Here is a 25,930-nt window from a genome sequence, read left to right as displayed (position 1 = left end):
TTTGTCCGGGGCGACGCGGCGCCGCCCCGGCTATCCGGTTAGAAACGGAAGGTTGCGGTGGCGACCACCTGGCGTTCTGCGCCCCAGTAGCAGGCGTAGTCGCGGTAGCAGCTGGACACGTAGGTCTTGTCGAACAGGTTGTTGATGTTCACGCCCACGGACGAGCCCGGCAGGCCAAAGCGCGCCAGATCGTATTTAATGGTGGCGTCCACCAGCGTGTAGTCCGGCACCTTGAAGGCGGAATTGTCGCTGTTGAAGCTCGAGCTGGAGCCAACGTAACGCACGCCGGAACCCAGCGTCAGGCCGCTTACCGCCGTTTCGTGGAAGGTATAATCCGCCCACAGCGAAGCCATGTGTTTCGGCACCTCGACGGTCGGTTTGCCCTGATAGGTATTATCCTTGGTGTACTTCGCATCGGTATAGGTATAGGAGGCGATCAGGTTGACGTTGGCATTCAACGCCGCCTTGGCTTCCAGCTCCACGCCGCGTGAACGGATCTCGCCGCTCTGCACGCTGAACTGCGCATTGCTTGGATCCGGCGTCAGGTTATTGTTTTTGGTCAGCTGATACAGCGCGCCGGTCAGCACGATCGGACGATCCTTCGGCACGTATTTCACGCCGGCCTCATACTGCTTGCCGATCGACGGCTTGAAGGTGCTGCCCCCTTGCGTCGTGCCCAAATTCGGTTCAAACGATTCGCTGTAGCTGAAATACGGCGTCACGCCGTTGTCGAACAGATAGTTGAGGCCGCCGCGCCAGGTGAACTGACGGTCGGTCTGCTGGCTTGTCGAACTCGTATCGCGGTTATACGCGGAAGTCTTCGCCCAGTCATAGCGCCCGCCCAGCGTCAACAGCCACTGGTTCCACTCCCCTTGCTCCTGCACATACAGGCCGGTTTGCTCCTGACGGTTCAGATAATGGTAGGGGAAGTTGATGTTGACCGCGTCATTCCCGTATTGCGGATGGATCATGCTCAGACCGTCCGCAGAACCAAATGCGGCATTGATATCGTTACGCATGCGCATGTAGTCGACACCGAACAACAGCGTATGGTCGATATCGCCGGTTTTCACCTTCGCCTGCGCCTGGGTATCTACAGAGAAATTGTTCAGGTGTTCTTTCGACTGCACATAGGCGCGATTAATCGTCGTCGGTGTCGCCGCAGAAACGCCGCTGCCATAGATGCTCTTCATATCGGTTTCCAGCTGCATATAGCGCAGATTCTGGCGCACCGCCCAGGTATCGTTGAAGGCATGTTCGAAGCTGTACCCGATCATCCGCTGTTTGCGGGAAGTGTAGTTGCTGGCTTCGCCTTCGTTGAAATCGGTCGGCAGTTTGCTACCGTCCGGCAACGGGATCAGCGTGCCCTGCTTCGGCAGCCAGCCGTAATAACCGGTATAGGGATCGTTTTGAATGTTGGCCAGCAGCGTAAAGTTGGTTTTGTCATCCGGGCGCCAGCTAAAGGACGGTGCGATCGCATAGCGCTTCTCTTTGCTCATGTTTTGCTGAGTATCGCTGTCTTTCGCCAGGCCGGTCAGGCGGTAAGAATAGATACCCTGATCGTCCAGCGCGTCGCTGAAATCGAAACCGGTCTGGAACAGGTTATCGGTACCCATTTTGAACTGGATTTCGCGCAGCGGCTCAGTGGTTGGCCGCTTGCTGACCATCGAGACCAAACCACCCGGGTTGCTTTTGCCGTACAGCACCGAGACCGGGCCGCGCAGCAGCTCGGCGCGCTCGAGGAAATAAGGATCGATGGACGCTTCACTGTAGTTGTCGCCCAGCAACCGCAACCCATCCAGATACTGGGTGGTGTTGGTGGCCGGGAAACCGCGGATCGCCACCGCGTCATAGGTCGTGGAGCTGCCGCGGCTGGCGAATACACCCGGCGCGTAGGCCAGTGCGCCCTTCACCGTATCCGGCTGGCGCATGTCCATCTCTTCACGCGTCACTACGGAAACGGACTGCGGGTTCTTCTCGATTGGCGTATCGGTTTTGGTGCCGGTGGCGCTGCGTTTGGCGACATAGGTGCCGACCGGCCCCCAGGCGCTTTCCTGCTGGGCGGTATTGCTGCCGCCCACAACGGTAATCGTGTCTTCCTTGGCGGCCGGCTTGGCGTCGGCGGAAAAAGCCGGCATCGCCAGCGTGCCCAACGCCGCAGCGACGGTGATCGCTAACGCGCTGACGGGGATACGGCCCTGCTTGGCCGCGGATGACGAAAGACGCTTGGTCGGCATAGTTGATTTCTCTGATGAATTATTAAATGAAGAATGTAAACGATAATAATTATTATAAGCGTCGCATTTTATGCAGAAGCCAAATTAAACTGCAAGCCGAATTCATGGGGCAAATAGGTTAAGGATTAGGCGCTTAGCCATGCGGTTAACAGGGAAATAAAACGAGCGGAAAAATAAAAAAGCCCGCAACCAAGGTTACGGGCTTAATAACAAAGAAAAAATTTTCACCGGGGCCGACGCCCCGGTAGCGATTACTGGCCGAACATATCCTTGATCCAGCCGGCGACGCCATCGCCATCTTTTTGCTCACCCGCCGCCGGTTGCTGCTGTTGCTGCACCGCCGCCTGGCTGGCCTGGCACAATCCCTGCGGATTGTCGGTCCAGACCGGGATGGTGCGCCAGCTGCCGCCGCCGCAGATAAAGTTGCCGGCAGAGTCGATGCTCATCTGGTTAATGCCTTCCGGCGGCTGCAGCATCAGCGGCAGCGGCGTCTGGTTTTCCAGATAACGACGATACAGGGTCAACGCGCCGTTGGCGCCGGTCAGCTTGGCCGGGCCGTTGTTGTCGCGCCCCACCCAGGCGATCGCCACTTCCTTGCCGTCGATGCCGGCGAACCAGCTGTCGCGCAGATCGTTGGTGGTACCGGTTTTCGCCGCCAGGTTGTAGTTCGGGAACTTCACCGACAGCGAGCGGGACGTCCCGCGCGCCACGCCTTGCTGCATCGCGTACAGCGTCAGGTAAGCGGCCTGCGCCGGCACCATGCGTTCGGCCTGCGGGAAGCTCTGGTACAGCACCGTGCCGTCTTCGGCGATCACCGAACGCACCGCCGACAGCGGCGCACGGTTACCGCCGCTGGCGATGGTCTGGTACTCCTGCGCGACTTCCATCGGCGTCAGGCCGATCGCGCCCAGCAGCATCGAAGGCACCGGGTTGATCTCCGCTTTCGGGATGCCCAGACGTTGCAGCGTGGCGCTGATCTGATCCAGCCCCACCGACAGGCCAAGGTTCACCGTCGGCACGTTCAGCGAGTTGGCCAACGCATCCACCAGCATCACCTGACCGCGGAATTTGCGATCATAGTTGTTCGGCTGCCAGACGGCGCCGTTCGGCTGTTTCAGCGACAGCGGCGCATCCGCCAGCCAGGTGTTGAGGCGGTATTTATCCGGTTCGGACAGCGCGGTCAGGTACGTCGGCGGCTTGGCCAGCGAGCCGACCAGGCGGCGCGCCTGCATGGCGCGGTTGAAACCGGCGAACTGCGGATTGGCGCCGCCGACCATGGCGCGCACTTCACCGCTGAAGCGATCGACGATCACCATCGCCGCTTCCAGATCCTGCACGTGACGCGCAGCGCGCAGCGCCGGGATGCCGTCTTCGACCGCTTTTTCCGCCGCGTCTTGCGACACCGGATCCAGCGTGGTGAAAATCTTCACGCCGGACAGATCATTCACCTTATCGCCCAGCCTGGTCTGCAGCTCCTGACGCACCATCTGCATAAAGGCCGGCTGTGGCGTAATGACGCCGCCTTTCGGCTGCACGCCCAGCGGACGCGCGCTCAGCATGTCATACAGCTCGCCGTCGATCACGCCCTGGTTCTGCAGCAGCTTGAGCACCAGATTGCGGCGTTCCAGCGCCAGTTTCGGGTTACGCCACGGGTTATACAGCGACGCGCCCTTGACCATACCGACCAGCAGCGCCTGCTGATCGAGGCTCAGCTCGTCCACCGGACGGCCGAAGTAGTACAGGCTGGCCAACGGGAAACCGCGGATCTGGTCGCTGCCGCTCTGGCCGAGGTACACCTCGTTCAGATACAGCTCCAAAATGCGGTCCTTGCTGTAACGGTAATCGACCAGCAGCGCCATATAGGCTTCGTTGGCCTTACGCCACAGCGAGCGTTCGTTGGTCAGGAACAGGTTCTTCACCAGCTGCTGCGTCAGGGTACTGCCACCCTGCACCGCACGGCCGGCGGTCAGGTTGGCCAGCACCGCACGGCCGATGGAATACGGGCTGATGCCGTCATGCTCATAGAAGTGGCGGTCTTCCGTGGCGATCAGCGTATCCACCAACAGATCCGGGAAACCGGCGCGCGGCACGAACAGACGCTGTTCACCGTTTGGCGACTGCAGCATGGTGATCAGGCGCGGATCGAGGCGGAAGAAGCCGAAGCTGCGGCCGCTGTCCAGGTTTTCGATCTTCGCCAGACGGTTGTTCTGGAAATCGAGACGGGCGCGGATCTGCCCTTCTTTACCATCCGGGAAATCGAACGGGCGGCGCAGCATCTCGATGCTGTTGGCCTGCACGGTAAACTCGCCCGGACGCGTCATGCGGCTGACCTGGCGATACTGCATGCCTTCCAGCAGGTTGACCATTTCCTTCTTGCTGTACGGCATGCCCGGTTCCAGGTTGACCATGCGGCCGTACACTGCCGCCGGCAGCTGCCAGACTTTGCCGTCGATGCGGCTGCGGATCTGGGAATCCAGATAGACGCCGTAGATCGCCAACAGGACGGCGATCACCAGGATCAGTTTGATAATCAGGCCGAGCCAGCGGCGTTTTTTACGCGGCGGAGTCGCTTTTACCTTACGCGGCATGCGTTCCTCCTCCTCTTCATACTCATCATCGTCATACTCGTCTTCTTCGTAATCGTCATAATCGTCGTCTCGGCGACGGCGCGGCGGCTTGCGCGACGCGGTGTTTTTTGGTTGTTTTCCTTTGCGCCCGATGGGCTCGCGGTCATCCCCAGCCATGGCTGTTGTTCTCCGAGCTTGCCGACACTGCCGGCCATGATTAGTCGCTTAATCTGTGCCTACGCCGCAGCGCTGACCAGAAGAAACATCTGAATTCCAAACCTTGAATGATCGCGGCCTACTGATATTTCTTCGTTCGGCGCGTCGGTACCGCCGTGGCCGGATCGTCCGGCCAAACGTGTTTCGGGTAGCGGCCCTTCATCTCTTTTTGCACCTCGCGGTAGGCGCCTTGCCAGAAGGCCGCCAGATCGCCGGTGATTTGCAACGGCCGGTGCGCCGGTGAGAGTAACTCAAGCACCACCGGGATGCGACCCTCCGCCAACATCGGGCTGCGCTGCTCGCCGAACACCTCCTGCAAACGCACCGCCAACGCCGGCGGTTTGCCGGCCTCATAACGGATCGGCAGGCGGCTGCCGGTCGGCACAGTGTAATGAGTGGGTAGCGCATTATCCAGCCGCTGCTTTTGCTGCCAGTCCAGCAGGCGGGACAGCGCCTCGGCGATGTTGACCTGCTTCAAGCCGCGCAGATCGCGCACGCCGTTCAGCGACGGCAACAGCCACTGCTCCAGCGCCGCCAGCAGCGGCTCTTCATCCATCGCCGGCCATTCCGCCTCCGGCAACCAGGCTTGCGCGCACTGCAGGCGCACCCGCAATTGTTCGGCGGCGCCCTCCCAGTTGAGCACCGCCAGCCCCTGTGCGCGCACCCAATCGAGCAGCGCCTGCTGCAGCTCTTCGTCCGCCGGTTTGGCCAGCGGCTGGGCGCGCAGCGTCAGACGGCCGATCTGCTGGCGCTTCCAGGCGCGCAGCGTGCCCTTCTCGTCATCCCACTCCACCGCCGTGCGCTGCGTGACGATCGCCGGCAGCTGCGCCGCCAGCGCGTCGATGTCCACCGGCAGCGCCAACAGGATGCGCGCATCGGGGCTGTTGTGGCCCTGCAACAGGCTGGGGACGATGAGCCAGGGCGCGCGCGACAGCGCCTCATCCTGATTCATCGCCGCCCCCATGCCGTTGGCCAGCAGGTAGCGGCCGTCCTGGCCTCGCCGCTGGGCGATGCGATCGGTAAACGCCGGTGCCAACAGGCGCGGCGCCAGATCGACGTCGACTTGCCCCGCACGTTGCGGCAGGCGTTTGGCCAACTGCGCGGCACGCTGCCGCCAGTTCGGTTGCGGGCGGCTCAGCCAGTAGCCGATATCCATCTGCCCGCCGCGCGGCGGTTCTTCCAGCAATGCCGCCAGCAACGCCGCCGTCGCCAGGCCGTCGGCACTCAGCGCCGCGCCGGCGGTCAGCATCGCCGCCAGCCGCGGCTCGCATCCCAGCGCGGCCATCTGGCGCCCCGGTGCGGTAAGTTTGCCACCGTCATCCGTGGCCCCCAGCCGGTGCAACAGCGCCCTGGCCGCCGCCAATGCGGCGGCAGGAGGCGCATCCAGCCAGGTCAGCTGCGCCGGGTCGTGGCAACCCCACTGCAGCAACTCGAGCCAAAAGCCGGTGAGATCGCTCTGTAAAATGTCCGGTTCGGCGTGTTCCGCCGCGCGCTCCGCCTGTTCTTTGGCGAACAAATGCCAGCAAATGCCCGGCTCCAGACGCCCGGCGCGCCCGGCGCGCTGCACCATCGAGGCCTGACTGATGCGCTGCGTCGCCAGCCGCGTCAAACCGTTGCGCACGTCGTAACGCGCCACGCGTTCCAGGCCGCTGTCCACCACCAGCCGAATGCCCTCGATCGTCAGGCTGGTTTCGGCGATGTTGGTCGCCAGCACCACCTTGCGGCGGCCAACCGCCGCCGGCTGAATCGCTTTTTGCTGCTGCGCCAGAGGCAGCGCGCCATACAGCGGGCAAAGATCGGTATCGCTCGCCACCTCGCCGGTCAATCGCTCCAGCACCCGATTGATCTCCGCCACGCCCGGCAGGAACAGCAGCAAAGACCCCGGCTGTTCGGCCAGCAGGCGCTTCACCGCCGCCGCTACACCATCCTCCAGCCGCTGATGGCTGGCTAACGGCTGATATAAACGTTCAACCGGGAAGCTGCGCCCCTCGGACACCACCACCGGCGCTGCCGGCAGCAGCTGCGACAGGCGCGCGTTGTCCAGGGTGGCCGACATGATCAGCAGTTTCAGATCGTCGCGCAGCCCTTGCTGCACGTCGAGCAGCAGCGCCAGCGCCAGATCGGCCTGCAGGCTGCGTTCGTGGAACTCATCGAGGATCACCAGCGACACGCCCTGCAGCTCGGCGTCCTGCTGCAACATGCGGGTGAGAATGCCTTCCGTCACCACTTCCAGCCGGGTTTGCGGCCCGCTTTTACTCTCGGCGCGCATGCGGTAGCCCACGGTCTGGCCGGGCTCCTCCCCCAGTTGCTGCGCCAGGCGATAAGCGACGTTTTTCGCCGCCAGCCGCCGCGGCTCCAGCATGATAATGCGCCCCGGCAACCCGGCTTTAGCCAGGATCTGCAGCGGCAACCAGGTGGATTTACCGGCGCCGGTCGGGGCGTGCAACAGTACCTGAGGAGCGGACTGCAACGCAGCCAGCAACTCATCAAGCACCGCGCTGACGGGCAATGAAGACACTGAACTCTCCGTGGTGGTTAACGTTAAACGGCGTACAGTGTAGCATTAGCTTTGCCCCCGTAGCCTTTCAAACTGCGGCGCCGTTAGCTATAGTACGGAGCTCGTCCAGGCGTCCCGCTTCGCGCGAGGCCGCTGCAAGCCGCATTCAAATCTGTTCCTGACGGATTTGTCATTATTTACCGAGTCTCCATGTCCAATTCGCGCCGCCTGTTTTTCGCCCTGTCCTTGCCTGACGCCCTGCAACAGCAGGTGATCCGCTGGCGCGCCGAGGCGTTTGCGCCGGAGGCCGGCCGGCCGGTGGCGGCGGCTAATTTGCACCTGACGCTGGCGTTTCTCGGCGAAGTCACCGCGCAGAAAGAGCTGGCGCTGCGCAAACTGGCCGGCCGCATCGTGCAACCCGGCTTCAGCATGCGGCTCGACGATCTCGGCCATTGGCCGCGCCCCGGCGTGGTCTGGCTCGGTACCCGCCGCGCGCCGCGCGGGCTATTGCAGCTGGCCGAACTGCTGCGTTCGCAGGCCGCCCGCAGCGGCTGCCATCAAAGCGCGTTGCCGTTCCATCCGCACATCACGCTGCTGCGCGCCGCCACCCAGCCGGTGGCGATCCCGCCGGCGACGCCGGGCTGGGCGTTCAGCGCCGACGCCTTTTCCTTGTATGAGTCGGTGTTCGAAAACGGGCGCACCCGTTACCAACACCTCGAACAGTGGCCGCTGGCCACGCAGGCATCCGCATGATTTTCTCTCCACCGCTGCGTTCCGCCACGCTGATAAAACGTTACAAACGCTTTCTGGCGGACGTGATCACCCCGGAAGGGGAAACCTTTACGCTGCACTGCGCCAATACCGGCGCTATGACCGGCTGCGCCACGCCCGGCGACACCGTTTGGTACTCCACGTCGGACAACCCCAAGCGCAAATACGCCCACAGCTGGGAACTGACCCATACCCAACAGGGGCACTGGATCTGCGTCAACACCCTGCGTGCCAACGCGCTGGTGCGCGAGGCGATCGAACACAATTTAATCAATGAATTATCCGGTTACAGTAAAATCAGCGGCGAAGTGAAATACGGCGGTGAAAACAGCCGTATCGATTTGTTATTACAGGCAGAAAATCGGGTTAACTGCTATATTGAAGTTAAGTCAGTCACATTACTGCAACAACAACGTGGTTACTTTCCTGATGCGGTAACGCTCAGAGGGCAAAAGCACCTGCGTGAGTTGCTCAGCGTGGTTGAAAGCGGGCAACGGGCGGTGTTGTTCTTTGCCGTGTTACACAGCGGTATTGAGCAGGTCGCACCGGCACATCATATAGATGAGCGCTATGCGGCGCTGTTGGCACAGGTCCGGCAGTTGGGAGTGGAAGTGGTTTGTTACGGGGCAAAGTTATCACCTGACGGTATTTATCTCTGCGATAAGCTGCCGTTTTTTATCGATTAGCGCGGTCGGGTCCCTATAAATAGACAACCGGCCAGCACGATCGCCAAATACGCCCTCCTTCACACGATTGTCAAGCGGGCGACAGGAATAATTGCCAACCTACCTTCCTTCTGTTATTTATAGCGGCCTGTTTTTCCCCCGCATTGGGGATTCGATAGTGCGTGTGTATGTAGGAGAAGCAACATGCAAGAAGGGCAAAACCGTAAAACCTCGTCCTTGAGCATTCTCGCCATCGCTGGGGTGGAGCCGTACCAAGAGAAGCCGGGCGAAGAGTACATGAACGACGCCCAGTTGTCGCATTTCAAGCGCATTCTTGAAGCGTGGCGCAACCAGCTCAGGGACGAAGTGGACCGTACTGTATCGCATATGCAAGAAGAGGCAGCCAACTTCCCTGATCCGGCCGACCGTGCTACCCAGGAAGAAGAGTTCAGCCTTGAACTGCGTAACCGTGACCGTGAACGCAAACTGATCAAAAAGATCGAGAAAACGCTGAAGAAAGTGGAAGACGATGATTTCGGCTACTGCGAATCTTGCGGCGTGGAGATCGGCATTCGTCGCCTCGAAGCGCGTCCGACCGCCGATCTGTGCATCGACTGCAAGACGCTGGCTGAGATCCGCGAAAAGCAGATGGCCGGCTAATACCGCTACTCTAAATGATTGGAGCTGCATCAAGGCGGCAAGAATGCGCATCCCGATGAGCTTACTCAAGTAAGTGATTCGGGTAAGCAGGCGCAGCTAACACAGATGCAGTTTCAAGCATAACGAGTATGTTACCGCTGCGGCGTGCGCACCCGCGTGCGCCGCACAGAGAAAAGGGAACCACTCCCCTCTGATATGCAAGAAAGTCATTATGTGGGGCGCTTTGCCCCATCGCCTTCCGGGGATCTGCATTTCGGTTCGCTGATTGCCGCTCTGGGAAGCTACCTTCAGGCTCGCGCCCAACGCGGGCAGTGGCTGGTTCGCATCGAAGATATCGACCCGCCGCGCGAAGTCCCCGGCGCCGCCGCTCGCATCCTGTCCGCGCTGGAACATTATGGTCTCCACTGGGACGGCCAGGTCATCTATCAATCCCAACGTCACGACGCCTATCGCGCCGCGCTGGATCTGTTGCAGCGTCAGGGGCTCAGCTATTACTGCACCTGCACCCGCAGCCGCATCCAGCACATCGGCGGATTGTACGACGGCCACTGCCGCGATTTGCAGCTCGGCCCACAGGGCGCCGCCATCCGCTTGCGCCAGACCGCGCCCGTTTACGGGTTCCACGATCGCCTGCAGGGAGAATTGCACGCCGATCCGGCGCTGGCGGGGGAAGACTTTATCATTCGCCGTCGCGACGGGCTGTTCGCCTACAACCTGGCGGTGGTGATCGACGACCATTTTCAGGGCGTGACCGAGATTGTGCGCGGCGCCGATCTGATCGAACCGACGGTGCGTCAAATTGCCCTCTACCGCCAGCTGCAGGCGCCGGTGCCCGCCTATGTGCATCTGCCGCTGGCGCTGGGCGCCAACGGCATCAAGCTGTCGAAGCAAAATCATGCGCCGGCGTTGCCCGCAGGCGATCCGCGCCCGGTGCTGATCGCCGCGCTGAAATTTCTGCGCCAACCGCTGCCGGAAAGCTGGCAAGATCTTGACCTGCCATTATTATTGAGCTGGGCGGTCGCACATTGGCGGTTGGAAAACGTGCCGCGTCAGGAGGCTATCCCTCTGGATGAAAACACGCCGGCATTCTCAAAGGAGCCATGGTGAGCTATGATTAGCCGCTATTTTTTGTTAGCTCCATTTTTATCAGTCACTATCGAGGTGTACCATTTTTACCCGAGTAGCCAACTTCTGTCGTAAGGTACTGACCCGCGATGACAAGCTGCCCCGCGACGACGCGGCGGCCGGCGATAAAAACGTAGTCCGCGAAGAGCGTGCCGCGGCGCCAAGCCGCCCTGCGCCGCAGCCGCGCGCAGCCGATAACGGCAACAACGCCCCTGCCCGCCGCTCAACGCCACGCAAGCGTCCGCCTTTCCCCCTCGCCGAGAGCAACGACTCGATGACCGTGATCCCGCGCGAACAGCACTCGATTTCCCGCAAAGACATCAGCGAAAATGCGCTGAAAGTGCTTTACCGCCTGAACAAGTCCGGCTACGAAGCCTATCTGGTCGGCGGCGGCGTGCGCGATCTGTTGCTCGGCAAAAAGCCGAAAGACTTCGACATCACCACCAACGCCACGCCGGAGCAAGTGCGCAAGCTGTTCCGCAACTGCCGCCTGGTCGGCCGGCGCTTCCGCCTGGCGCACGTGATGTTCGGGCCGGAAATCATCGAAGTGGCCACCTTCCGCGGCCACCACGAACAGAACCCGGAATCCGACAAGAACTCGTCTCAGCAGGCGCAAAACGGCATGCTGCTGCGTGACAACATCTTCGGTTCGATCGAGGAAGACGCCCAGCGCCGTGACTTCACCATCAACAGCCTGTACTACGGCGTGGCGGATTTCACCCTGCGCGATTACGTCGGCGGCCTGAACGATCTGAAACAGGGCGTGATTCGCCTGATCGGCGATCCGGAAACCCGCTACCGCGAAGATCCGGTGCGCATGCTGCGCGCGGTGCGCTTCGCCGCCAAGCTGGATATGCGCATCAGCGAAGAGACCGCCGAGCCGATCCCGCGCCTGGCCTCGCTGCTGCATGAGATCCCGCCGGCGCGCCTGTTCGAAGAATCCCTCAAGCTGCTGCAGGCCGGTTACGGTTTCCAGACCTACCTGAAGCTGTGCGAATACCAGCTGTTCCAACCGCTGTTCCCGCTGATCGCCCGCAACTTCACGCCAAACCACGATACGCCGATGGAGCGCATTCTGGTGCAGGTGTTGAAGAACACCGATCACCGCCTGCAGAACGACATGCGCGTCAACCCGGCGTTCCTGTTTGCCGCCATGCTGTGGTACCCGCTGCTGGAGCATGCGCAGAAGCTGGCGCAGGAAAGCGGCCTGGCCTACTACGACGCCTTCGCGCTGGCGATGAACGACGTACTCGACGAGCAGTGCCGCTCGCTGGCCATCCCGAAACGCATCACCACGCTGGTACGCGATATCTGGCAGCTGCAGCTGCGCCTGTCCCGCCGCCAGGGCAAACGCGCGCACAAGCTGATGGAACACCCGAAATTCCGCGCCGCCTATGATCTGCTGGCGCTGCGTGCGGAAGTGGAAGACAATCAGGAGATGCTGCGTCTGGCCGAGTGGTGGGGCGAGTTCCAGGACGCCACGCCGGCGCGGCAGAAAGCCATGCTGAGCACCCTGGGGGACGATCCGGCGCCGCGCCGCGCGCGTCAACGCCGCCCTCGCCGCCGGGCACCGCGTAAAGAAGGGGCATAATGATCCGCGTTTATATCGCGCTGGGCAGCAACCTGGCGCAGCCGCTGCAACAGGTTAAAGCCGCACTGGAGGCGCTGGAGCATCTCCCGCGCACCCGGCTGGTCACCTGTTCTTCGTTTTACCGCACCAAGCCGCTGGGGCCGCAAAACCAGCCGGACTTTCTCAACGCGGTGGTGGCGCTGGATACCCTGTTGCCGCCCGAACAGCTGCTCGACCATACCCAGGCGATAGAACGCAATCAGGGGCGCGTGCGCAAGGATGAACGCTGGGGGCCGCGCACGCTCGATCTGGACATCATGCTGTACGGCGACAAGGTGATCCATACCGAGCGCCTGACGGTGCCGCATTACGGCCTGAAAGAGCGCGAATTCATGCTCTACCCGCTGGCGGAAATCGCTCCCGATCTGATTTTCCCCGATGGCGAGCCGCTCGCCAGCTGCCTCAAGCGCGTGCCGGAAAACGGCATGGCGCTGTGGCATCAAAGTAAAAAGTGACCGCGGGGTCTAGAGCAGATAAAGCTTGAGTTGCGCCACGGCGGCCAGCAGCATCACCACCATCATACAGCCGAATATCCGCCTCACCCACTGCAGCCTTCGTTCCTGCGCTTCCGGCCCCGTAGCCTCTCTCCCGCGTGACCAGACAAACATCACCAACGCAAACGCCAGCATCAAAAAGCCGCTCGCTGCCAACAGCAAACTGCCCGACACCATGCCGGCACGCAGCGACAGCAGCCCGACCACCGCCATCGTCAACGCGGTACGCCCCCAGGCCAGACGAGTACGTTCAGGTTGCAAACCAGGATCGCGCGGCGGCGCTTCCACCGTTGGGTGCATCACACGCCAAAACTCAGAATGACCGCCACCAGCGCCAGAGCGATGACGACCACGAAAAGAGTCAATAGCCACAGCAGGCGGGTATAAGGCATATCTCCGTCATGCCGCATGGCTTTCTCATTGGCCTTCCAGCGACGATAGGCCATCAGCCCCAGCACTACAGCCCCGAGCGTCAAAGCCACCGCCAGCCCCTGACGGATGGCAGCCGTGCCAAATTCGGAGGCAAACTGATTGATGCCGACCGCCCCCGCCATAAACGCCAATGCAGTGCGGATCCAAGCCAGAAAAGTGCGCTCATTGGCTAAAGAAAAGCGGTAGTCGGGCGTTTTACCCTTGGCCCACCATTTTAACGGGCGATTTGGCGATGGCTGGTTCATGATTTCCCTTGATAAGCAAACGGCGCGGTCAGCGTTCTTCTCGCTTAATGCGCTCTTTTATTAACAACTCTTTAATCGACATGCCGGGAGAGCCACGTCCTTGATAACTCTGCCGGGTAATTTCGGTACAGAGATACTCAATCATAAATAACTGGGAGACTCGGGTACCGATCGAATCCCCCTGATAACGCTCACTTTCACCGCAGGTCAGCAGAAAAGCATCACAAAGTTCGGTCAACGGCGAGTGCGTGCGATGCGTAATAGCCAGACAGTAAGCCTGCGCCTGCCGCGCCAGACGGAAAGCGTTCACCACCTCCGGCGTTTCGCCGGAATGGGAAAATGCCACCACCAGATCGTCGCCTTTGAGATTCGCCAGCTTCAACGTCATGGTAAAACGATCGGTGAATGCCTCGGAATCAATGCCAATGCGGTTCATCTTGTCACGAGCCTCCATCGCCGCCAAGCCGGATGCGCCAAAGCCGACAAACATCACCCGGCGGGCGCGAATAAACCGCTCGACGATCGCCTTGCTTTTTTGCACATCGAGCAAGTCGACGGTGTCTCGTACCGTCTGTTCAATGGAGAGGCCGATCTTTTTCGCCACGTCTAACCGGCTGTCATTCAGGAAAATATCCGGGCTGGCCGGCAGCGTCAGATCGTTTTCCTGCAACAGTTCCTTCTTGAGTCCCCCTTTCAGTTCCAGCAGGCCGCTATACCCGATCTTTTTGCAAAACCGGACGATGGTCGCTTCGCTGATTTGCAGTTCCTGAGACAGTTTTTTTACCGGCAACTGCACGAACACCCCGGCGTTATCCAGGATAAAAGCGGCGATTCGCCGATCGTTATCCCCCAGATTGCGGATGATGTTTGAAATATATACGCGTACGTTTTCTTTATTGACGCCCATCGGGTGCTCCTGGCCTTTTCGCGCCATCGGCGCGAGGAACGATGTCGTAAGACAAAAGTTGCCAGCCATTTTACCCGTCTCGACGCCTTGCGTCTGGATTTAGTACAATTTCATAACCTTGGCGGTAGCTTGCCCCAGCCTCCAGCCAACGGATCCCCCGTTTCTCCGCCAGTTGGCCATTAAAATCCGGCGCATCCGTCGTCCCATCCAACGGTTCGATGCAGAGCAGGTCATTTCCTGGGACCGACCACAGCGCCAGCCAGGGATGATCGCCCGTGTTCATTTGCAAAACGGTTTCATTTTCCGGGGAAAGCACGCTTAACGTCTGATGACGACAATCGCCGAAGTAAACCGCCCCGTGCTCAAAGGTGTCGGACGCCAGAGCGAAAGCCGTCACCCTGCCGCCGCCATCCCGCACTTCAAGCGTGCGATCGCGCGTGGGAAACGGGCCACTGACGCCGGGGGCGGAAAATACCACGCGCCAGCCGGGGTGATGAACAATCGGCAAAGCAAACCCCGGATGCGATCCCAGAGAAAAGCCGAAACGACGATCTCCGGTGTTTTCAATGCAATAGCTAATCTGCACGCTATTTGTCTTCAAGCGCCATTGGGCTTCAAATCCGAAGTCGAAGGGCCACTGAGCGAGCGTGGTTGCGTTCGAACACCCGCGCAGGCTCAACGCATCCGACGACTGTTGCACCCGCCTAAACGGCAGATGACGCAGGAAACCGTGCGCAGGCAACGGGTAGAATCGCTCCTCTTCCCATAATCCGCCCCGAATCAGGCGCCCCACGACGGGGAACAGGATGGGCGACACACTTTGCCAAACCGCCTTGCGGGGACGCCATAGCCATTCTCGCGCCGTCGCTTTGCTGTACAGGCTGATCATCTCGGCGCCCAGCGACGCGATGCGCAGCTGCAATCCGGCGTTTTCCAGCGTCCAGGACGTTTCCATCACGTGGCCTCAGTCGATGCGCAGCAACAGACGCGTTTGATAGACCAGCTCCTGCTGTTTCGCCTCGTCGAAATGCCGGGCAATCAGCCAGAAAATATCGTCGCTGCCCAGAACGCGTGGAGTGTTGAAAGATCCCAGCAACCCATGCAAGGCCAAGCCTTGTTTCTCTGCTGCGGCGATCAGCAACAGCAAGGCCTCATAGACGCCGCGATCCTGACAGCCAAAGCCACTGCCCGCCAACGCGTCAAAGCTCAAACGCGCCTGACGGTTGCTTTGCTCTTGTACCGACGTCAAAGCATCCAGCTTAAAACGGGCGTAAAGCTCAGGCGGGGCATCGTTATCCTGCAAGATTTTTTTCATCGCCGCAGCATAGTGCAATGCACGGCCAAGATCGTCGCCGAGATCTCGTTGCTGTTGCGGATCGTCAGCCACATTGAACAACTTGTCGCCATAGCGGTAGGCATTCAGATATTCGAATCCCGCCGGGATCTTCATCAGTTGTGCCCCTTGGGTGAAATCGAAACCGGGATGAATTTCTATCGTTTTCAGTTCATTGAGGCTGAACGGGCTATCGATGCGCGTCGGCATCAATGTGTATTCATACAGCCCGTTTCTGTCGCATTGACGTGGGCTGCGCATATACACATAGTCTCCGTCGGTGATATTGATATGCCCGCCGTAGTAGCCGAACAACGCATAATCACGCACGGGGGTATCATTCTCTATCGCCGGGCGCAGCGATCTGCCCAACATGCTTTCCGGCTGCTTGATCCCGAAATAGTCCAGCAGGGTGGCGGGAATATCGATGGTTTGCGCCAGCGCCTGGCGCCGTTCGCCATATTTCCCGACGCGCGGATCGCGAATGAAGAACGGCGTGTTGGCGATTTCGTTATACACCGGCATGATGTTTTTGCCCCACCACTGATGTTCGCCCAACAAGAAGCCGTGATCGGTGCAGACGATAAACAACGTGTCATCCCACAGCCCCTGCAGCTTGAGGTGATCCATCACCCGGCCAAGGTAGTCGTCGCACATGGTGACCAGCGCCTGGTAGAACCGCCGCACTTTCTCAGCGTGTTCTTCACTTTGCATTGCGCAGTAATAGGGCGTCCAGCCGTCGAACTCGTCGGGGGCGCAACCATACATTGCCAAATACTTCTCCGGCACGAAAAACGGCTCGTGCGGATCGAAGCACTCGATTTGCAGGAACCAATTATCTTGATCCTTATTGGCATCAATAAAGTCCAGACCCGCCTGGATAGTGCGGTGGGTAAAGTGTTCTTCCTGAGTCGGCATCCAGGCACGGTTGATCATATCCTGCGCCATACGCCCGATACGCCGCTTACGGGTGTTCTCATCCTCCATGCCCCGATAGACCACCTCCGGCTTGCTCACCTGCCCTTTCCATTTGTCGCCTTCCTGGCCGCGAATAAACTCAAAGGTTGAATAGCGGGTATGGTAAGTGGCCCCCCCGTCACGCCAGTAGTGCTTGTGATCGGTCGCCATATGGCTGTGAACGCCGTTTTGGCCCAGCGCCTGTGGCATCGAGAAATCGAAAGGCTCCAGCGGCCCCCAGCTACGGTGCAGGAAGTTGTACCGCCCGGTGTGCAGTTCGCGCCGCGCAGGCATGCAGGGCATGCTGCCCACATAAAAATTATCGAACTGCACCGATTCGCGAGCCAGGCGCGTGAAATTAGGCGTAATCGCCGCTCCGCCATAAGGCGCCAGATGGTTGCGGGTCAAGGTATCGAACATCAACATTACGGCTTTCATAGCATTTCCCTGGTATTGCCCTGGCCCGTTAGAGCCCAATAAATTCTTCGACTTCGTTTTTAATCAACGTCACGTGCGGCCCATAGACCACCTGTACGCCCTGCCCGCGCACAAAGGCGCCTCGGCTGCCGTGCCGTTTAAAATCCTCTGTTTTGACGCGCTCCGGTTCTTTGACCGTGACGCGTAAGCGGGTGGCGCAACAGTCAACATCGATAATATTCTCCCGCCCCCCCAAGGCCGCGACGATGCCGGCCGCGCGTGGCGTATCATCAATCACTACGGCATCCTCCATCGCTTTATCCTCGCGTCCCGGCGTTTTCAATTGACGCCAACCGATCAGCAAACGGAAGCTGAAGTAATAGAGGCAGAACATCAATGCCCCCAACGGCAGCATCAGCAGCCAGTTGGTTTTCGCGTTGCCTTGCAACACGCCGAACAACAGGAAATCGATCAGGCCGCCGGAAAATGTCTGCCCGACGGTGATTTCCAGCATGTGCGCCAGCATAAAAGCCACGCCGGTCAACACGATGTGCACCCCATACAGCAACGGCGCACAGAACATAAAGGCAAACTCCAGCGGTTCGGTGATGCCGGTGACGAACGCCGTCAGCGCGGCCGACAGCATCAACCCCGCCACCTTTTTGCGGTTCTCCGGTTTGGCGCTGTGATAAATCGCCAACGCCGCGCCGGGCAAGCCGAACATGAAGTCGGCAAACCGGCCTGCCATGAAGCGTGATACGCCGATGTAGTATTGGGTCACGCTGGGATCGGCCAACTGCGCGAAGAAGATTTTCTGAGTGCCCTGCACCATCTGCCCATTGACCATCACCTCACCGCCGACGCTGGTCAGCCAGAACGGCAGGTAAAACAGGTGATGCAAACCAAAAGGGATCAGGCACTTTAAAATCATGCCGTAGAACAACGTGCCGACGTAGCCGGTTTTCTCCACCAGCCAGCCCAAGTGGGTGATACCCTGCTGGATCGGCGGCCAAATAAAGAACAGCAGTACGCCCAAAAAGATGCCGAAAAAAGAGGCGACTATCGGCACGAAGCGCGAGCCGCTGAAGAACGCCAGCAGGTTGGGCAACACCGTTTTTCCGAAGCGATTATGCAGCCAAGCGGTCAATAGCCCGCTTAAAATGCCGCCCAGCACGCCGGTTTGCAGCGTCACAATCCCCAGCACGCTGGCCTGACCGTGGCCGTTCAGGTTTTCCGTCGCCAGCGTCCCCGTCAGTATCAACATGGCGTTGATTGCCTTGTTCATCACCAGGAAGCACAGCACGGCCGCCAATCCCACCGTGCCCTTATCACTGCGCCCCAGCCCGATCGCCACGCCAACGGCGAACAACAGCGGCAAGTTGTCGAATACTGCGCTGCCGCACAGTTTCATCAGCGTGAAAACGGCTTGCAGCAATGTATTCTGTAGAAACGGGTAAGTTTCAATCGTAATCGGGTTGGTAAATACGCCGCCAATCCCCAGCAACAGCCCTGCTGCGGGTAATACGGCGATAGGCAACATGAACGACTTCCCCAGATTCTGTGCTCCAGCGAACATTTTTTTCATCGGTAAGGTCCTGGTGTTGGCTTGAATTTAAAATTTCATTGAATTTTATTTTTATGAAACTATTATTTCTATCATTCTGACGTAAAGTCAATCGATGATGAGCGAACAGTGAGCGGCGTCACGCTCACGACATGCGTTCTCTGTACGACCGAAGCCGGGAGGCGTGATGAAGCGACCTTTTCACCTGATGGCGAAACCCACCAGTTATCAATGCAATCTGGCCTGTGATTACTGTTTTTATCTGGAAAAAGATCAAGGCACGCTGAAACCACAACAGGCTCAGCGACATATGGACGACGAAGTGCTGCGGCTCTACGTACAGCAGTACATAGAAGCCAATCCCGCGCAGGAAATCGAGTTCACCTGGCAAGGTGGAGAACCCACCTTGTCGGGCCTGGCGTTTTTCGAACGCGCGTTGTTCTGGCAACGCCACTACGCGGGTGAAAAAGTGATCCGCAACAGCGTCCAGACGAATGGCGTGCTCATTGACGAGGCCTGGGCACAATTTCTTGCCGAGCACCGTTTCCTGGTTGGCTTATCGGTCGACGGCCCCGCTCACCTGCACGATCGCCATCGTAAGACGCAGAGCGGCAAGTCGGCGTTCGACAAAGTCATCAATGCGCTGCAATGGCTGCGGCGCTACCAGGTCGAGGTCAATATTTTGTGCGTGGTCACCCCCCAAACGGCCAAGGCGCCGCTGGAGGTCTACCGCTTTATCACGCAAGAATTGGCGGCGGAGTTCGTCCAGTTCATACCGGTCGTCGAGCAACGCTCTGTCAGCCGAAAGTACGGTGAGTTGCTCTATCCACAAACGCTGTCCGGCAACGAGGTCACCGAATGGTCAGTCTCCGGTGAAGAATACGGCCATTTTATCAACACGATTTTTGATTACTGGGTACGGCACGATGTGGGACGGGTTTACGTGCAGCTGTTCGACAACGCGCTGGCCGCATGGCTGGGGGAGAAACCAAGCCTGTGCATCATGCAGCCTACCTGCGGTTTCGGTCTGGTGGTGGAGCAAAACGGGGATATCTACAGCTGCGATCATTACGTCTATCCGGAACATCGTTTAGGGAATCTCAAAACCGACCGTTTGGATAAATTGGTGAATGGCAAACAGCAACGTAAATTCGGCATGATGAAAGCCGCTCTGCCGCCCGCTTGCGAGCAGTGCCCCTGGCGTTTCGCCTGTCATGGCGGCTGCCCGAAGCACCGTATCAGCCGGGTCGACAATCATTGGCACAATCATCTGTGTGCGGGTTACAAAGCCATTTTCAGCCACCTGGATCCTTATATGCGCTTTATGGCGCAGCAAATCGCCCGGCGGCAGCCTCCGGCCAACGTGATGCACGTTGCGGCCAGCATCGCTGCACAACGTTAACGCCGCCGTTTTTACAGCGTCAGCCGCGCAACGAACCCGCCCGCCGGGCGATTGGCAAAGCCGATCTGTAAACCATGCAATCCGGCGATACGCTGCACGATCGAGAGGCCCAGCCCGCTGCCGGTTTGCTCCTGCCCCGGCGGGCGATAGAAGCGTTCTCCCAGCCGCGCCAGATGCTCCGTGGTGACCCCCGGACCGTCGTCCTCCACCGTCAGCGAGCGTTCGTTCAGCGTCACGGTGACGACGCCGCCCTGCGGGGTATAGCGCACCGCGTTGTCCAGCAAGTTGCGCAATAGCAGCGACAGCAGCAAGGTTTCCCCCTGACGCGGCGGCGGCGTTCCCTGATGTTCATAGCGCAGCGTCACGCCCGCCGCATGGGCCTGCCGATCCTGCTCTGCCAGGGTCATCGTCACCAGTTCGTTCCAGTCGATCGGCGCCAGTTCGGCCAGATCCGACAGCGAATCCAGCCGCGACAGCGTCAGCAGCTGATCCACCAGCCGGGTGGCGCGATCGATGCCGACCGTAAGATTGTCCAGCGCGTGCTCGCGCATCGGCGCATCGTCCCCCGCCAGTTGAACCACTTCGGTCTGCACCCGCAGCGCCGCCAGCGGGCTGCGTAACTCGTGCGCGGCATCGGAGGTGAAACGCCGCTCCCGCACCAGCAACGCGTTGATGCGAGCGAACAGCGCATTGAGCGCATCCACCAGCGGACGCACCTCGGTCGGCACCTGGCGCGCGTCCAACGGCGTCGCGTCATCGGGCGCGCGCCGGCGCAAACCGGCCGCCACCGCGCGCAGCGGCCGCAGCTCGCGCCCGACCATCAGCGCGATCAGCAGCATCAGCACCGGCAGCGTCGCCAGCCAGGGCACCAGCTGGCCGGTCACCATGCCCAGCGCCATATCGCGCCGGTAATCCCACTCCTGGCCGACCACGATGCGATAGCGCCCATCCGGGCTGGTCAGCCACAGCAGGCGCCAGCTGTCGTCATCGCCTTTGCGCTCGCCGTCGGTAAAACCTTCACGCTCCCCGTCAAACAGGAAATCGGCGCCATTCTCGCCGTCGTTGAGCAGCATCTTGCCTTGGCGATCGAAGATGGCGAACGCCAGCGCGTCGTCGTCCTGATCGCCACGCTTGCCGTGATGCACCAGCTTCTTGGTTTTCGGCAGGCTGCGCGCGCTTTCATCGGCCAGCAGATCGCCGAGGTTGGCGGTCGCCAGCCGTTTGGCGAACAGCATCTGCTGGGTGTCGAACACTTCATTGATGGTGTTGCGCGACATCAGCCAGGCCACCACGCTGGCGGTGCACCAGGTCATCAGCGCCAACAGGCTGAAGATCAGGATCAAACGCAGCCGCAGGCTGAGACGCTTCACGGCGCATCCCCTAGCGTGTAACCCACGCCGTGAATGGTGCGGATGAAGCCGTTGCCCAGCTTGCGCCGCAGGTGGTGAATATGCACCTCCACCGCGTTGCTGCTCACCTCGTCGTCCCAGTTGTACAGCTTCTCCTGAATCAACGGCCGCGCCAGCACCCGCCCCTTGTTGTGCAGAAACAGCTCCAGCACCGCCAACTCGCGCGGCGTCAGCGTCACCGGCTCGCCGTTGCAGCTCACGCTGCGGGTGGCGCTGTCAAACACCACGTTGCCGTGCGTCAGCTGCGGCATCAGTTGGCCGTGGCGACGGCGGATCAGCGCCTGCAGGCGCGCCGCCACTTCGGCCAGCGCGAACGGCTTGCACAGATAATCGTCGGCGCCGCTTTGCAGCCCGCTGACCCGCTGCTCCAGCGCATCGCGGGCGGTGAGGATCAGCACCGGCACGTCCTGCCCGGCCTGGCGCCACTGGCGCAGCAGATCCAGGCCATCGAGGCCCGGCAGGCTGAGATCGAGGATCACCGCGTCGTACGGCGCGCTGTCCAGCGCATTTTTGCCAACGGCGCCGTCGGTGAACCAGTCCAGATTAAAGCCGAGTTTGGTCAGCCCGGCCTTGATGCCGTCCCCGATCAGTTTGTCATCTTCGATCAGCAGAATTCGCATGAGTATCCCTTTTCAGTCATTGCGCCATTGCACCACAAGGTTCTTAAGAACCGCTTAAGCATGGCGATCCGCGCTACCCACCCCGATCGGGTTACAGTAGAATGGCTGCACTTTTTTGCAGCCTGGGCCTGCGCAAGCCGCACGGCCCGTTTCAGGAGACGTTGTGATGAAACCCACCACCGTGACCCACTTGCGCCAGTGGAAACAGGAGCAACGCAAGTTTGCTACCCTTACCGCCTACGATGCCAGCTTTGCCAAACTGTTTGAAGAGCAAGGCATCAAAGTCCTGTTGGTGGGCGATTCGCTGGGCATGACGCTGCAGGGCCACGACTCCACGCTGCCGGTCACCGTCGCCGACGTAGCCTACCACACGCGCGCCGTGCGCCGCGGCGCGCCGGCCTGCCTGCTGCTGGCCGATCTGCCGTTCATGAGTTACGCCACCCCGGAACAGACCTTCGCCAACGCCGCCGAGCTGATGCGCGCCGGCGCCAACATGGTGAAACTGGAAGGCGGCAGCTGGCTGTGCGACACGGTGAAAATGCTTGCCGAGCGCGCGGTGCCGGTGTGCGGCCATCTGGGCCTGACGCCGCAGTCGGTCAACGTGTTCGGCGGCTATAAGGTGCAAGGGCGCGACGAACTGGCCGCCAAACAGCTGCTGCAGGATGCGCAGAATTTGGAGCTGGCCGGCATTCAGCTGCTGGTGCTGGAATGTGTGCCGACCGAGCTGGCGCGCCAGATCACCGAAGCGCTGTCCATTCCGGTCATCGGCATCGGCGCCGGCAACGGCACCGACGGCCAGATCCTGGTGATGCACGACGCCTTCGGCATCACCGGCGGCCACACGCCGAAGTTCGCCAAGAACTTCCTGGCGCAGAGCGGCGATATCCGCACGGCGGTGCAGCACTACATTCAGGAAGTGGAACAAGGCCTCTACCCGGCGGCTGAACACTCTTTTAACTAAGCGATGGTTCCAGGAGTCACCCAATGATTATTATCGAAACCCTGCCGATGCTGCGTCAGCAGATCCGCCGCTGGCGCCAGGAAGGCAAACGCATCGCGCTGGTGCCGACCATGGGCAACCTGCACGACGGCCATATGACGCTGGTCGATGAAGCGCGCGCCCGCGCCGACGTGGTGGTGGTGAGCATCTTCGTCAACCCGATGCAGTTCGATCGGCCGGACGATCTGGCGCGCTACCCGCGCACGCTGCAGGAAGACAGCGAGAAGCTGACCCGCCGCGGCGTCGATCTGGTGTTCGCGCCAGCCCCGGCCGCGGTCTATCCGCAGGGGCTGGAGCAGCAGACCTACGTCGAGGTGCCGGGCATCGCCACCATCCTGGAAGGCGCAAGCCGGCCGGGCCACTTCCGCGGCGTTTCCACCATCGTCAGCAAGCTGTTCAACCTGGTGCAGCCTGACTTGGCCTGCTTCGGCGAGAAAGATTACCAACAGCTGGCGCTGATCCGCAAAATGGTGGCGGACATGGGTTACGACATCGACATCGTCGGCGTGCCGACCGTGCGCGCCAAAGACGGCCTGGCCCTCAGCTCGCGCAACGGCTACCTGACCGCCGAAGAGCGCAAGGTAGCCCCGCAGCTGAGCAAAATCATGAATGGGCTGGCGCAGCAGTTGGCCAATGGCGAGCGCCATATCGAAACGCTGCTGGAACAGACCGCCGAGCAGCTGCGCGCCGCCGGCTTTACGCCGGATGAACTGTTTATTCGCGACGCCGACAGCCTGCAGCCGCTGACGGTGGACAGCCAACGGGCGGTGGTGCTGATGGCCGCCTGGCTGGGCAAGGCGCGTCTTATCGACAACCAGCAGGTCGACCTGACGCTGTAAGCCGTTTTTTATACTGTCGTCACCCTTGGCCGCTGACCATTGGTAGACAATGGCGGAGCAATCGGTGACGATAGAGATTGCAGGGATGCAGGAGAGATGTTCAACCCCAGCGCCTGTGAAGGCCGATATTCAGTTAGGTAAAGCTATGATACGTACTATGCTGCAAGGCAAGCTGCATCGCGTCAAAGTCACTCAGGCTGACTTGCACTATGAAGGGTCCTGCGCCATCGACCAGGATTTCCTGGAGGCCGCCGGCATTCTGGAATATGAAGCGATCGATATTTACAACGTGGATAACGGCCAGCGCTTCTCCACCTACGCCATCGCCGCCGAGCGCGGTTCGCGCATCATTTCGGTTAACGGCGCCGCCGCGCGCTGCGCCTGCGTGGGCGACAAACTGATCATCTGCTCCTATGTGCAAATGACCGACGCCGACGCCCGCCAACACCACCCGAAAGTCGCCTATTTCGAAGGTGACAACAACCTGCAGCGCAAGGCGAAAGCCGTGCCGGTTCAGGTCGCCTGATACTAAAACGGGCGCCTTACGCGCCCGTTCTTCCTTACTGCACCACCACCGTGCCCGGCTTGTTGGCTATCCGATCCGCCATGGTCTGGATCGAGTCGGTGCGCAGAATATACAGCCGCTTCAGCGTATAGGGGTTATCCCCCGGCTTCACCTTGCCCTGCACCGTGGTCACCGCCAGATGGAAACCGGCGTCCTGCGCCGCCTGGATCGCCCGCTGGTTATAGCCGCCGAACGGGTAGGACAGATACAGCACGTGCGGGTTGAACTGCGACAGCGCGCGGCGCGAGCGCTCAAAATCGAACTCGATATTGTGCAGCGAACGGCTCAGCAAAATCGGCTGGCGATTGCCGTCGGTGCGGTGCAGGAAGTGAGTGTGCGACTGCACGTCGAACACGTCCTGAATCTGCTTCAGCTCCGAGACGCTCATAAACTGCAGCGAGTCCGGGTTCCATTTCTGCGGGTGGCGTTTGATGCGCGAAGAGATGATGAACGCCGTGGCGCGGAAACCGTAATCCTTCAGCACCGGGTAAGCGTAGCGATAAACCGATTTCAGCCCGTCGTCGAAGGTCAGCACGATCGCCTTGCCCGGCAGGTTGATCTGGTTCTTCAGGTAGGCTTCCAGCTGATACAGCGAAATGGTGTCGTAGCCCGCCTGCTTCAGGTAGGTCATCTGGTTGCTGAACGCCACGTCTGAGGTGGTGGTCGAGGTGTGGCGGAAGCGCTTGTTCTCTTCGTTTTTTAGCAGATGATGATAGGTCAGCACCGGTATGCCGCTATCGATCTCGCAGTCCAGCTCATTGACAAACCCCAGCCGCTCGCCGATGTTGACCTCGTACCAGGTGTTGTTCAGGCGATCCTTCAGCTTACCGATGATCGGATAGCGCAGGTTGCCTTCCAGCGTGCCCAAGACCTCGCTGTCCTTGTCCGCCGCGGTATAAACGTCGATCGTTTTTTGGGTGATCAGATTCTGGTTGGTCAGCGGTTTATTCAGCTCGCCCAGATCGTCTTGTACCTTGCGCGACTTCTTCAGTTCGCGCACGTCATCTTTATCGATAAAGCCGATGCCGTGCCCGAATTTGAATTCGTAGTATTCCGCATCCGCCGGGAACACCTGGATCAGCTGCCCGCGCTTCACTTCTCCTACCGGGATCACATGCTCGCCCACCAACGCATAGACTTCGCTATCGCGCTGCGCTTCCATGTATTCAGATTTAACCGCGCCGTCTTCCGACAGCAGATTCGCCAGGCTCACAGGGGAAACCAACGACATCAGAATGCCGAGGAAACCAGCCGCTAACGTGTATTGAGGCCGCATGATGATGTTCTACTTACGAGTGCGTAATGACTAAAGTGAAGGAAATGTGGAGCGCCAGCATAGCACGATTTGAACAACGGGGAACTAGCGGTTATTTGAGCA

Annotated in this window: 22 protein-coding genes; 10 read left to right on the top strand and 12 right to left on the bottom strand. The window is 60.2% G+C overall.

Going from position 1 to position 25,930, the window contains the following annotated elements; all coding sequences use genetic code 11:
* Positions 1-38: 38 nt before the first annotated feature.
* The 3 genes from fhuA to hrpB form a co-directional block, all read right to left on the bottom strand.
* A complete protein-coding gene (gene fhuA, locus ACJ8IM_RS15580) occupies positions 39-2,237 on the bottom strand; it encodes a ferrichrome porin FhuA (RefSeq protein WP_033654688.1) in 2,199 nt (732 codons plus the stop codon).
* A 251-nt stretch (positions 2,238-2,488) separates the two neighbouring features.
* On the bottom strand, positions 2,489-4,981 hold the full coding sequence (mrcB, locus tag ACJ8IM_RS15575; protein ID WP_033654687.1) for a bifunctional glycosyl transferase/transpeptidase: 2,493 nt from the start codon (positions 4,979-4,981) through the stop codon (positions 2,489-2,491).
* A gap of 118 nt (positions 4,982-5,099) precedes the next feature.
* Positions 5,100-7,538 carry an ATP-dependent helicase HrpB gene (hrpB, locus tag ACJ8IM_RS15570; protein WP_172448224.1) on the bottom strand — a complete coding sequence of 813 codons (2,439 nt, stop codon included), beginning with the start codon at positions 7,536-7,538 and terminating at the stop codon, positions 5,100-5,102.
* A gap of 189 nt (positions 7,539-7,727) precedes the next feature.
* On the opposite strand from hrpB, the gene thpR reads away from it, so the two are divergent.
* From thpR to folK, 6 genes are all read left to right on the top strand, one after another.
* On the top strand, positions 7,728-8,270 hold the full coding sequence (gene thpR, locus ACJ8IM_RS15565) for an RNA 2',3'-cyclic phosphodiesterase (RefSeq protein ID WP_033649609.1): 543 nt from the start codon (positions 7,728-7,730) through the stop codon (positions 8,268-8,270).
* Positions 8,267-8,974, top strand: a complete 708-nt coding sequence (gene sfsA, locus ACJ8IM_RS15560; RefSeq protein WP_004937572.1) for a DNA/RNA nuclease SfsA — start codon at positions 8,267-8,269, stop codon at positions 8,972-8,974. Before thpR ends, sfsA begins: the two co-directional genes overlap by 4 nt.
* Before the next feature lie 183 nt (positions 8,975-9,157).
* Positions 9,158-9,613: an RNA polymerase-binding protein DksA gene (gene dksA / locus ACJ8IM_RS15555; RefSeq protein WP_004937569.1), complete on the top strand. Its 456-nt coding sequence runs from the start codon at positions 9,158-9,160 to the stop codon at positions 9,611-9,613.
* Between the two features lie 195 nt (positions 9,614-9,808).
* Positions 9,809-10,720: a tRNA glutamyl-Q(34) synthetase GluQRS gene (gene gluQRS, locus ACJ8IM_RS15550; RefSeq protein ID WP_047570569.1), complete on the top strand. Its 912-nt coding sequence runs from the start codon at positions 9,809-9,811 to the stop codon at positions 10,718-10,720.
* A gap of 61 nt (positions 10,721-10,781) precedes the next feature.
* On the top strand, positions 10,782-12,329 hold the full coding sequence (gene pcnB / locus ACJ8IM_RS15545; protein ID WP_071883846.1) for a polynucleotide adenylyltransferase PcnB: 1,548 nt from the start codon (positions 10,782-10,784) through the stop codon (positions 12,327-12,329).
* Complete coding sequence (gene folK, locus ACJ8IM_RS15540) at positions 12,329-12,823, top strand: 2-amino-4-hydroxy-6-hydroxymethyldihydropteridine diphosphokinase (RefSeq protein ID WP_033649607.1); 495 nt, start codon at positions 12,329-12,331, stop codon at positions 12,821-12,823. Before pcnB ends, folK begins: the two co-directional genes overlap by 1 nt.
* Before the next feature lie 9 nt (positions 12,824-12,832).
* Here the strand turns inward: folK and ACJ8IM_RS15535 are convergent, their stop codons facing one another.
* The 6 genes from ACJ8IM_RS15535 to ACJ8IM_RS15510 all read right to left on the bottom strand — a co-directional run bounded on the left by ACJ8IM_RS15535 (position 12,833) and on the right by ACJ8IM_RS15510 (position 18,738).
* Positions 12,833-13,162: a DUF202 domain-containing protein gene (locus tag ACJ8IM_RS15535; protein ID WP_053091694.1), complete on the bottom strand. Its 330-nt coding sequence runs from the start codon at positions 13,160-13,162 to the stop codon at positions 12,833-12,835.
* Positions 13,162-13,539: a YidH family protein gene (locus ACJ8IM_RS15530; RefSeq protein ID WP_033649606.1), complete on the bottom strand. Its 378-nt coding sequence runs from the start codon at positions 13,537-13,539 to the stop codon at positions 13,162-13,164. Before ACJ8IM_RS15530 ends, ACJ8IM_RS15535 begins: the two co-directional genes overlap by 1 nt.
* Before the next feature lie 28 nt (positions 13,540-13,567).
* Complete coding sequence (locus tag ACJ8IM_RS15525) at positions 13,568-14,446, bottom strand: MurR/RpiR family transcriptional regulator (protein WP_033654682.1); 879 nt, start codon at positions 14,444-14,446, stop codon at positions 13,568-13,570.
* A 70-nt stretch (positions 14,447-14,516) separates the two neighbouring features.
* A complete protein-coding gene (locus ACJ8IM_RS15520; protein ID WP_101455666.1) occupies positions 14,517-15,401 on the bottom strand; it encodes an aldose epimerase family protein in 885 nt (294 codons plus the stop codon).
* 9 nt (positions 15,402-15,410) lie between these two features.
* Complete coding sequence (locus ACJ8IM_RS15515; protein WP_101455667.1) at positions 15,411-17,174, bottom strand: sulfatase; 1,764 nt, start codon at positions 17,172-17,174, stop codon at positions 15,411-15,413.
* A gap of 28 nt (positions 17,175-17,202) precedes the next feature.
* Entirely contained in the window at positions 17,203-18,738 is a 1,536-nt protein-coding gene (locus ACJ8IM_RS15510; RefSeq protein ID WP_033654680.1) for a PTS transporter subunit EIIC, read from the bottom strand.
* Positions 18,739-18,904: 166 nt separating this feature from the next.
* Between ACJ8IM_RS15510 and ACJ8IM_RS15505 the strand changes: the two genes are divergently transcribed.
* The gene (locus ACJ8IM_RS15505) at positions 18,905-20,119 is read left to right on the top strand and encodes an anaerobic sulfatase maturase (protein WP_033654679.1); all 1,215 of its coding nucleotides are present in this window, start codon (positions 18,905-18,907) and stop codon (positions 20,117-20,119) included.
* Positions 20,120-20,130: 11 nt separating this feature from the next.
* Here ACJ8IM_RS15505 and qseC read toward each other — a convergent pair whose 3' ends face one another.
* Both qseC and qseB read right to left on the bottom strand, forming a co-directional pair.
* Complete coding sequence (gene qseC / locus ACJ8IM_RS15500; RefSeq protein WP_033654678.1) at positions 20,131-21,489, bottom strand: quorum sensing histidine kinase QseC; 1,359 nt, start codon at positions 21,487-21,489, stop codon at positions 20,131-20,133.
* Positions 21,486-22,148: a quorum sensing response regulator transcription factor QseB gene (qseB, locus tag ACJ8IM_RS15495; protein WP_004937550.1), complete on the bottom strand. Its 663-nt coding sequence runs from the start codon at positions 22,146-22,148 to the stop codon at positions 21,486-21,488. Before qseB ends, qseC begins: the two co-directional genes overlap by 4 nt.
* A 166-nt stretch (positions 22,149-22,314) precedes the next feature.
* Between qseB and panB the strand changes: the two genes are divergently transcribed.
* From panB to panD, 3 genes are all read left to right on the top strand, one after another.
* Positions 22,315-23,109 carry a 3-methyl-2-oxobutanoate hydroxymethyltransferase gene (gene panB, locus ACJ8IM_RS15490; RefSeq protein ID WP_004937548.1) on the top strand — a complete coding sequence of 265 codons (795 nt, stop codon included), beginning with the start codon at positions 22,315-22,317 and terminating at the stop codon, positions 23,107-23,109.
* 23 nt (positions 23,110-23,132) lie between these two features.
* The gene (panC, locus tag ACJ8IM_RS15485; RefSeq protein WP_033654677.1) at positions 23,133-23,987 is read left to right on the top strand and encodes a pantoate--beta-alanine ligase; all 855 of its coding nucleotides are present in this window, start codon (positions 23,133-23,135) and stop codon (positions 23,985-23,987) included.
* Between the two features lie 145 nt (positions 23,988-24,132).
* Positions 24,133-24,513 (top strand): aspartate 1-decarboxylase, encoded by a 381-nt coding sequence (gene panD / locus ACJ8IM_RS15480; protein WP_004937544.1) that lies wholly within the window; start codon positions 24,133-24,135, stop codon positions 24,511-24,513.
* A gap of 34 nt (positions 24,514-24,547) precedes the next feature.
* Here panD and ACJ8IM_RS15475 read toward each other — a convergent pair whose 3' ends face one another.
* Entirely contained in the window at positions 24,548-25,828 is a 1,281-nt protein-coding gene (locus ACJ8IM_RS15475) for a polysaccharide deacetylase family protein (RefSeq protein ID WP_033654676.1), read from the bottom strand.
* Between the last annotated feature and the right edge of the window lie 102 nt (positions 25,829-25,930).

Origin of the sequence: Serratia sp. CY33525 (assembly GCF_052169115.1) — a bacterium.
GTDB lineage: Bacteria > Pseudomonadota > Gammaproteobacteria > Enterobacterales > Enterobacteriaceae > Serratia > Serratia sarumanii.
This window is presented reverse-complemented; position numbering and strand designations above follow the sequence as displayed.

Bases quoted from the DNA above. Each gene is read 5' to 3' on its own strand.
- fhuA (WP_033654688.1), bottom strand. From the start codon at position 2,237: ATGCCGACCAAGCGTCTTTCGTCATCCGCGGCCAAGCAGGGCCGTATC.
- mrcB (WP_033654687.1), bottom strand. From the start codon at position 4,981: ATGGCTGGGGATGACCGCGAGCCCATCGGGCGCAAAGGAAAACAACCA.
- thpR (WP_033649609.1), top strand. From the start codon at position 7,728: ATGTCCAATTCGCGCCGCCTGTTTTTCGCCCTGTCCTTGCCTGACGCC.
- sfsA (WP_004937572.1), top strand. From the start codon at position 8,267: ATGATTTTCTCTCCACCGCTGCGTTCCGCCACGCTGATAAAACGTTAC.
- dksA (WP_004937569.1), top strand. From the start codon at position 9,158: ATGCAAGAAGGGCAAAACCGTAAAACCTCGTCCTTGAGCATTCTCGCC.
- gluQRS (WP_047570569.1), top strand. From the start codon at position 9,809: ATGCAAGAAAGTCATTATGTGGGGCGCTTTGCCCCATCGCCTTCCGGG.
- folK (WP_033649607.1), top strand. From the start codon at position 12,329: ATGATCCGCGTTTATATCGCGCTGGGCAGCAACCTGGCGCAGCCGCTG.
- ACJ8IM_RS15535 (WP_053091694.1), bottom strand. From the start codon at position 13,162: ATGCACCCAACGGTGGAAGCGCCGCCGCGCGATCCTGGTTTGCAACCT.
- ACJ8IM_RS15530 (WP_033649606.1), bottom strand. From the start codon at position 13,539: ATGAACCAGCCATCGCCAAATCGCCCGTTAAAATGGTGGGCCAAGGGT.
- ACJ8IM_RS15525 (WP_033654682.1), bottom strand. From the start codon at position 14,446: ATGGGCGTCAATAAAGAAAACGTACGCGTATATATTTCAAACATCATC.
- ACJ8IM_RS15520 (WP_101455666.1), bottom strand. From the start codon at position 15,401: ATGGAAACGTCCTGGACGCTGGAAAACGCCGGATTGCAGCTGCGCATC.
- ACJ8IM_RS15515 (WP_101455667.1), bottom strand. From the start codon at position 17,174: ATGAAAGCCGTAATGTTGATGTTCGATACCTTGACCCGCAACCATCTG.
- ACJ8IM_RS15510 (WP_033654680.1), bottom strand. From the start codon at position 18,738: ATGAAAAAAATGTTCGCTGGAGCACAGAATCTGGGGAAGTCGTTCATG.
- ACJ8IM_RS15505 (WP_033654679.1), top strand. From the start codon at position 18,905: ATGAAGCGACCTTTTCACCTGATGGCGAAACCCACCAGTTATCAATGC.
- qseB (WP_004937550.1), bottom strand. From the start codon at position 22,148: ATGCGAATTCTGCTGATCGAAGATGACAAACTGATCGGGGACGGCATC.
- panB (WP_004937548.1), top strand. From the start codon at position 22,315: ATGAAACCCACCACCGTGACCCACTTGCGCCAGTGGAAACAGGAGCAA.
- panC (WP_033654677.1), top strand. From the start codon at position 23,133: ATGATTATTATCGAAACCCTGCCGATGCTGCGTCAGCAGATCCGCCGC.
- panD (WP_004937544.1), top strand. From the start codon at position 24,133: ATGATACGTACTATGCTGCAAGGCAAGCTGCATCGCGTCAAAGTCACT.
- ACJ8IM_RS15475 (WP_033654676.1), bottom strand. From the start codon at position 25,828: ATGCGGCCTCAATACACGTTAGCGGCTGGTTTCCTCGGCATTCTGATG.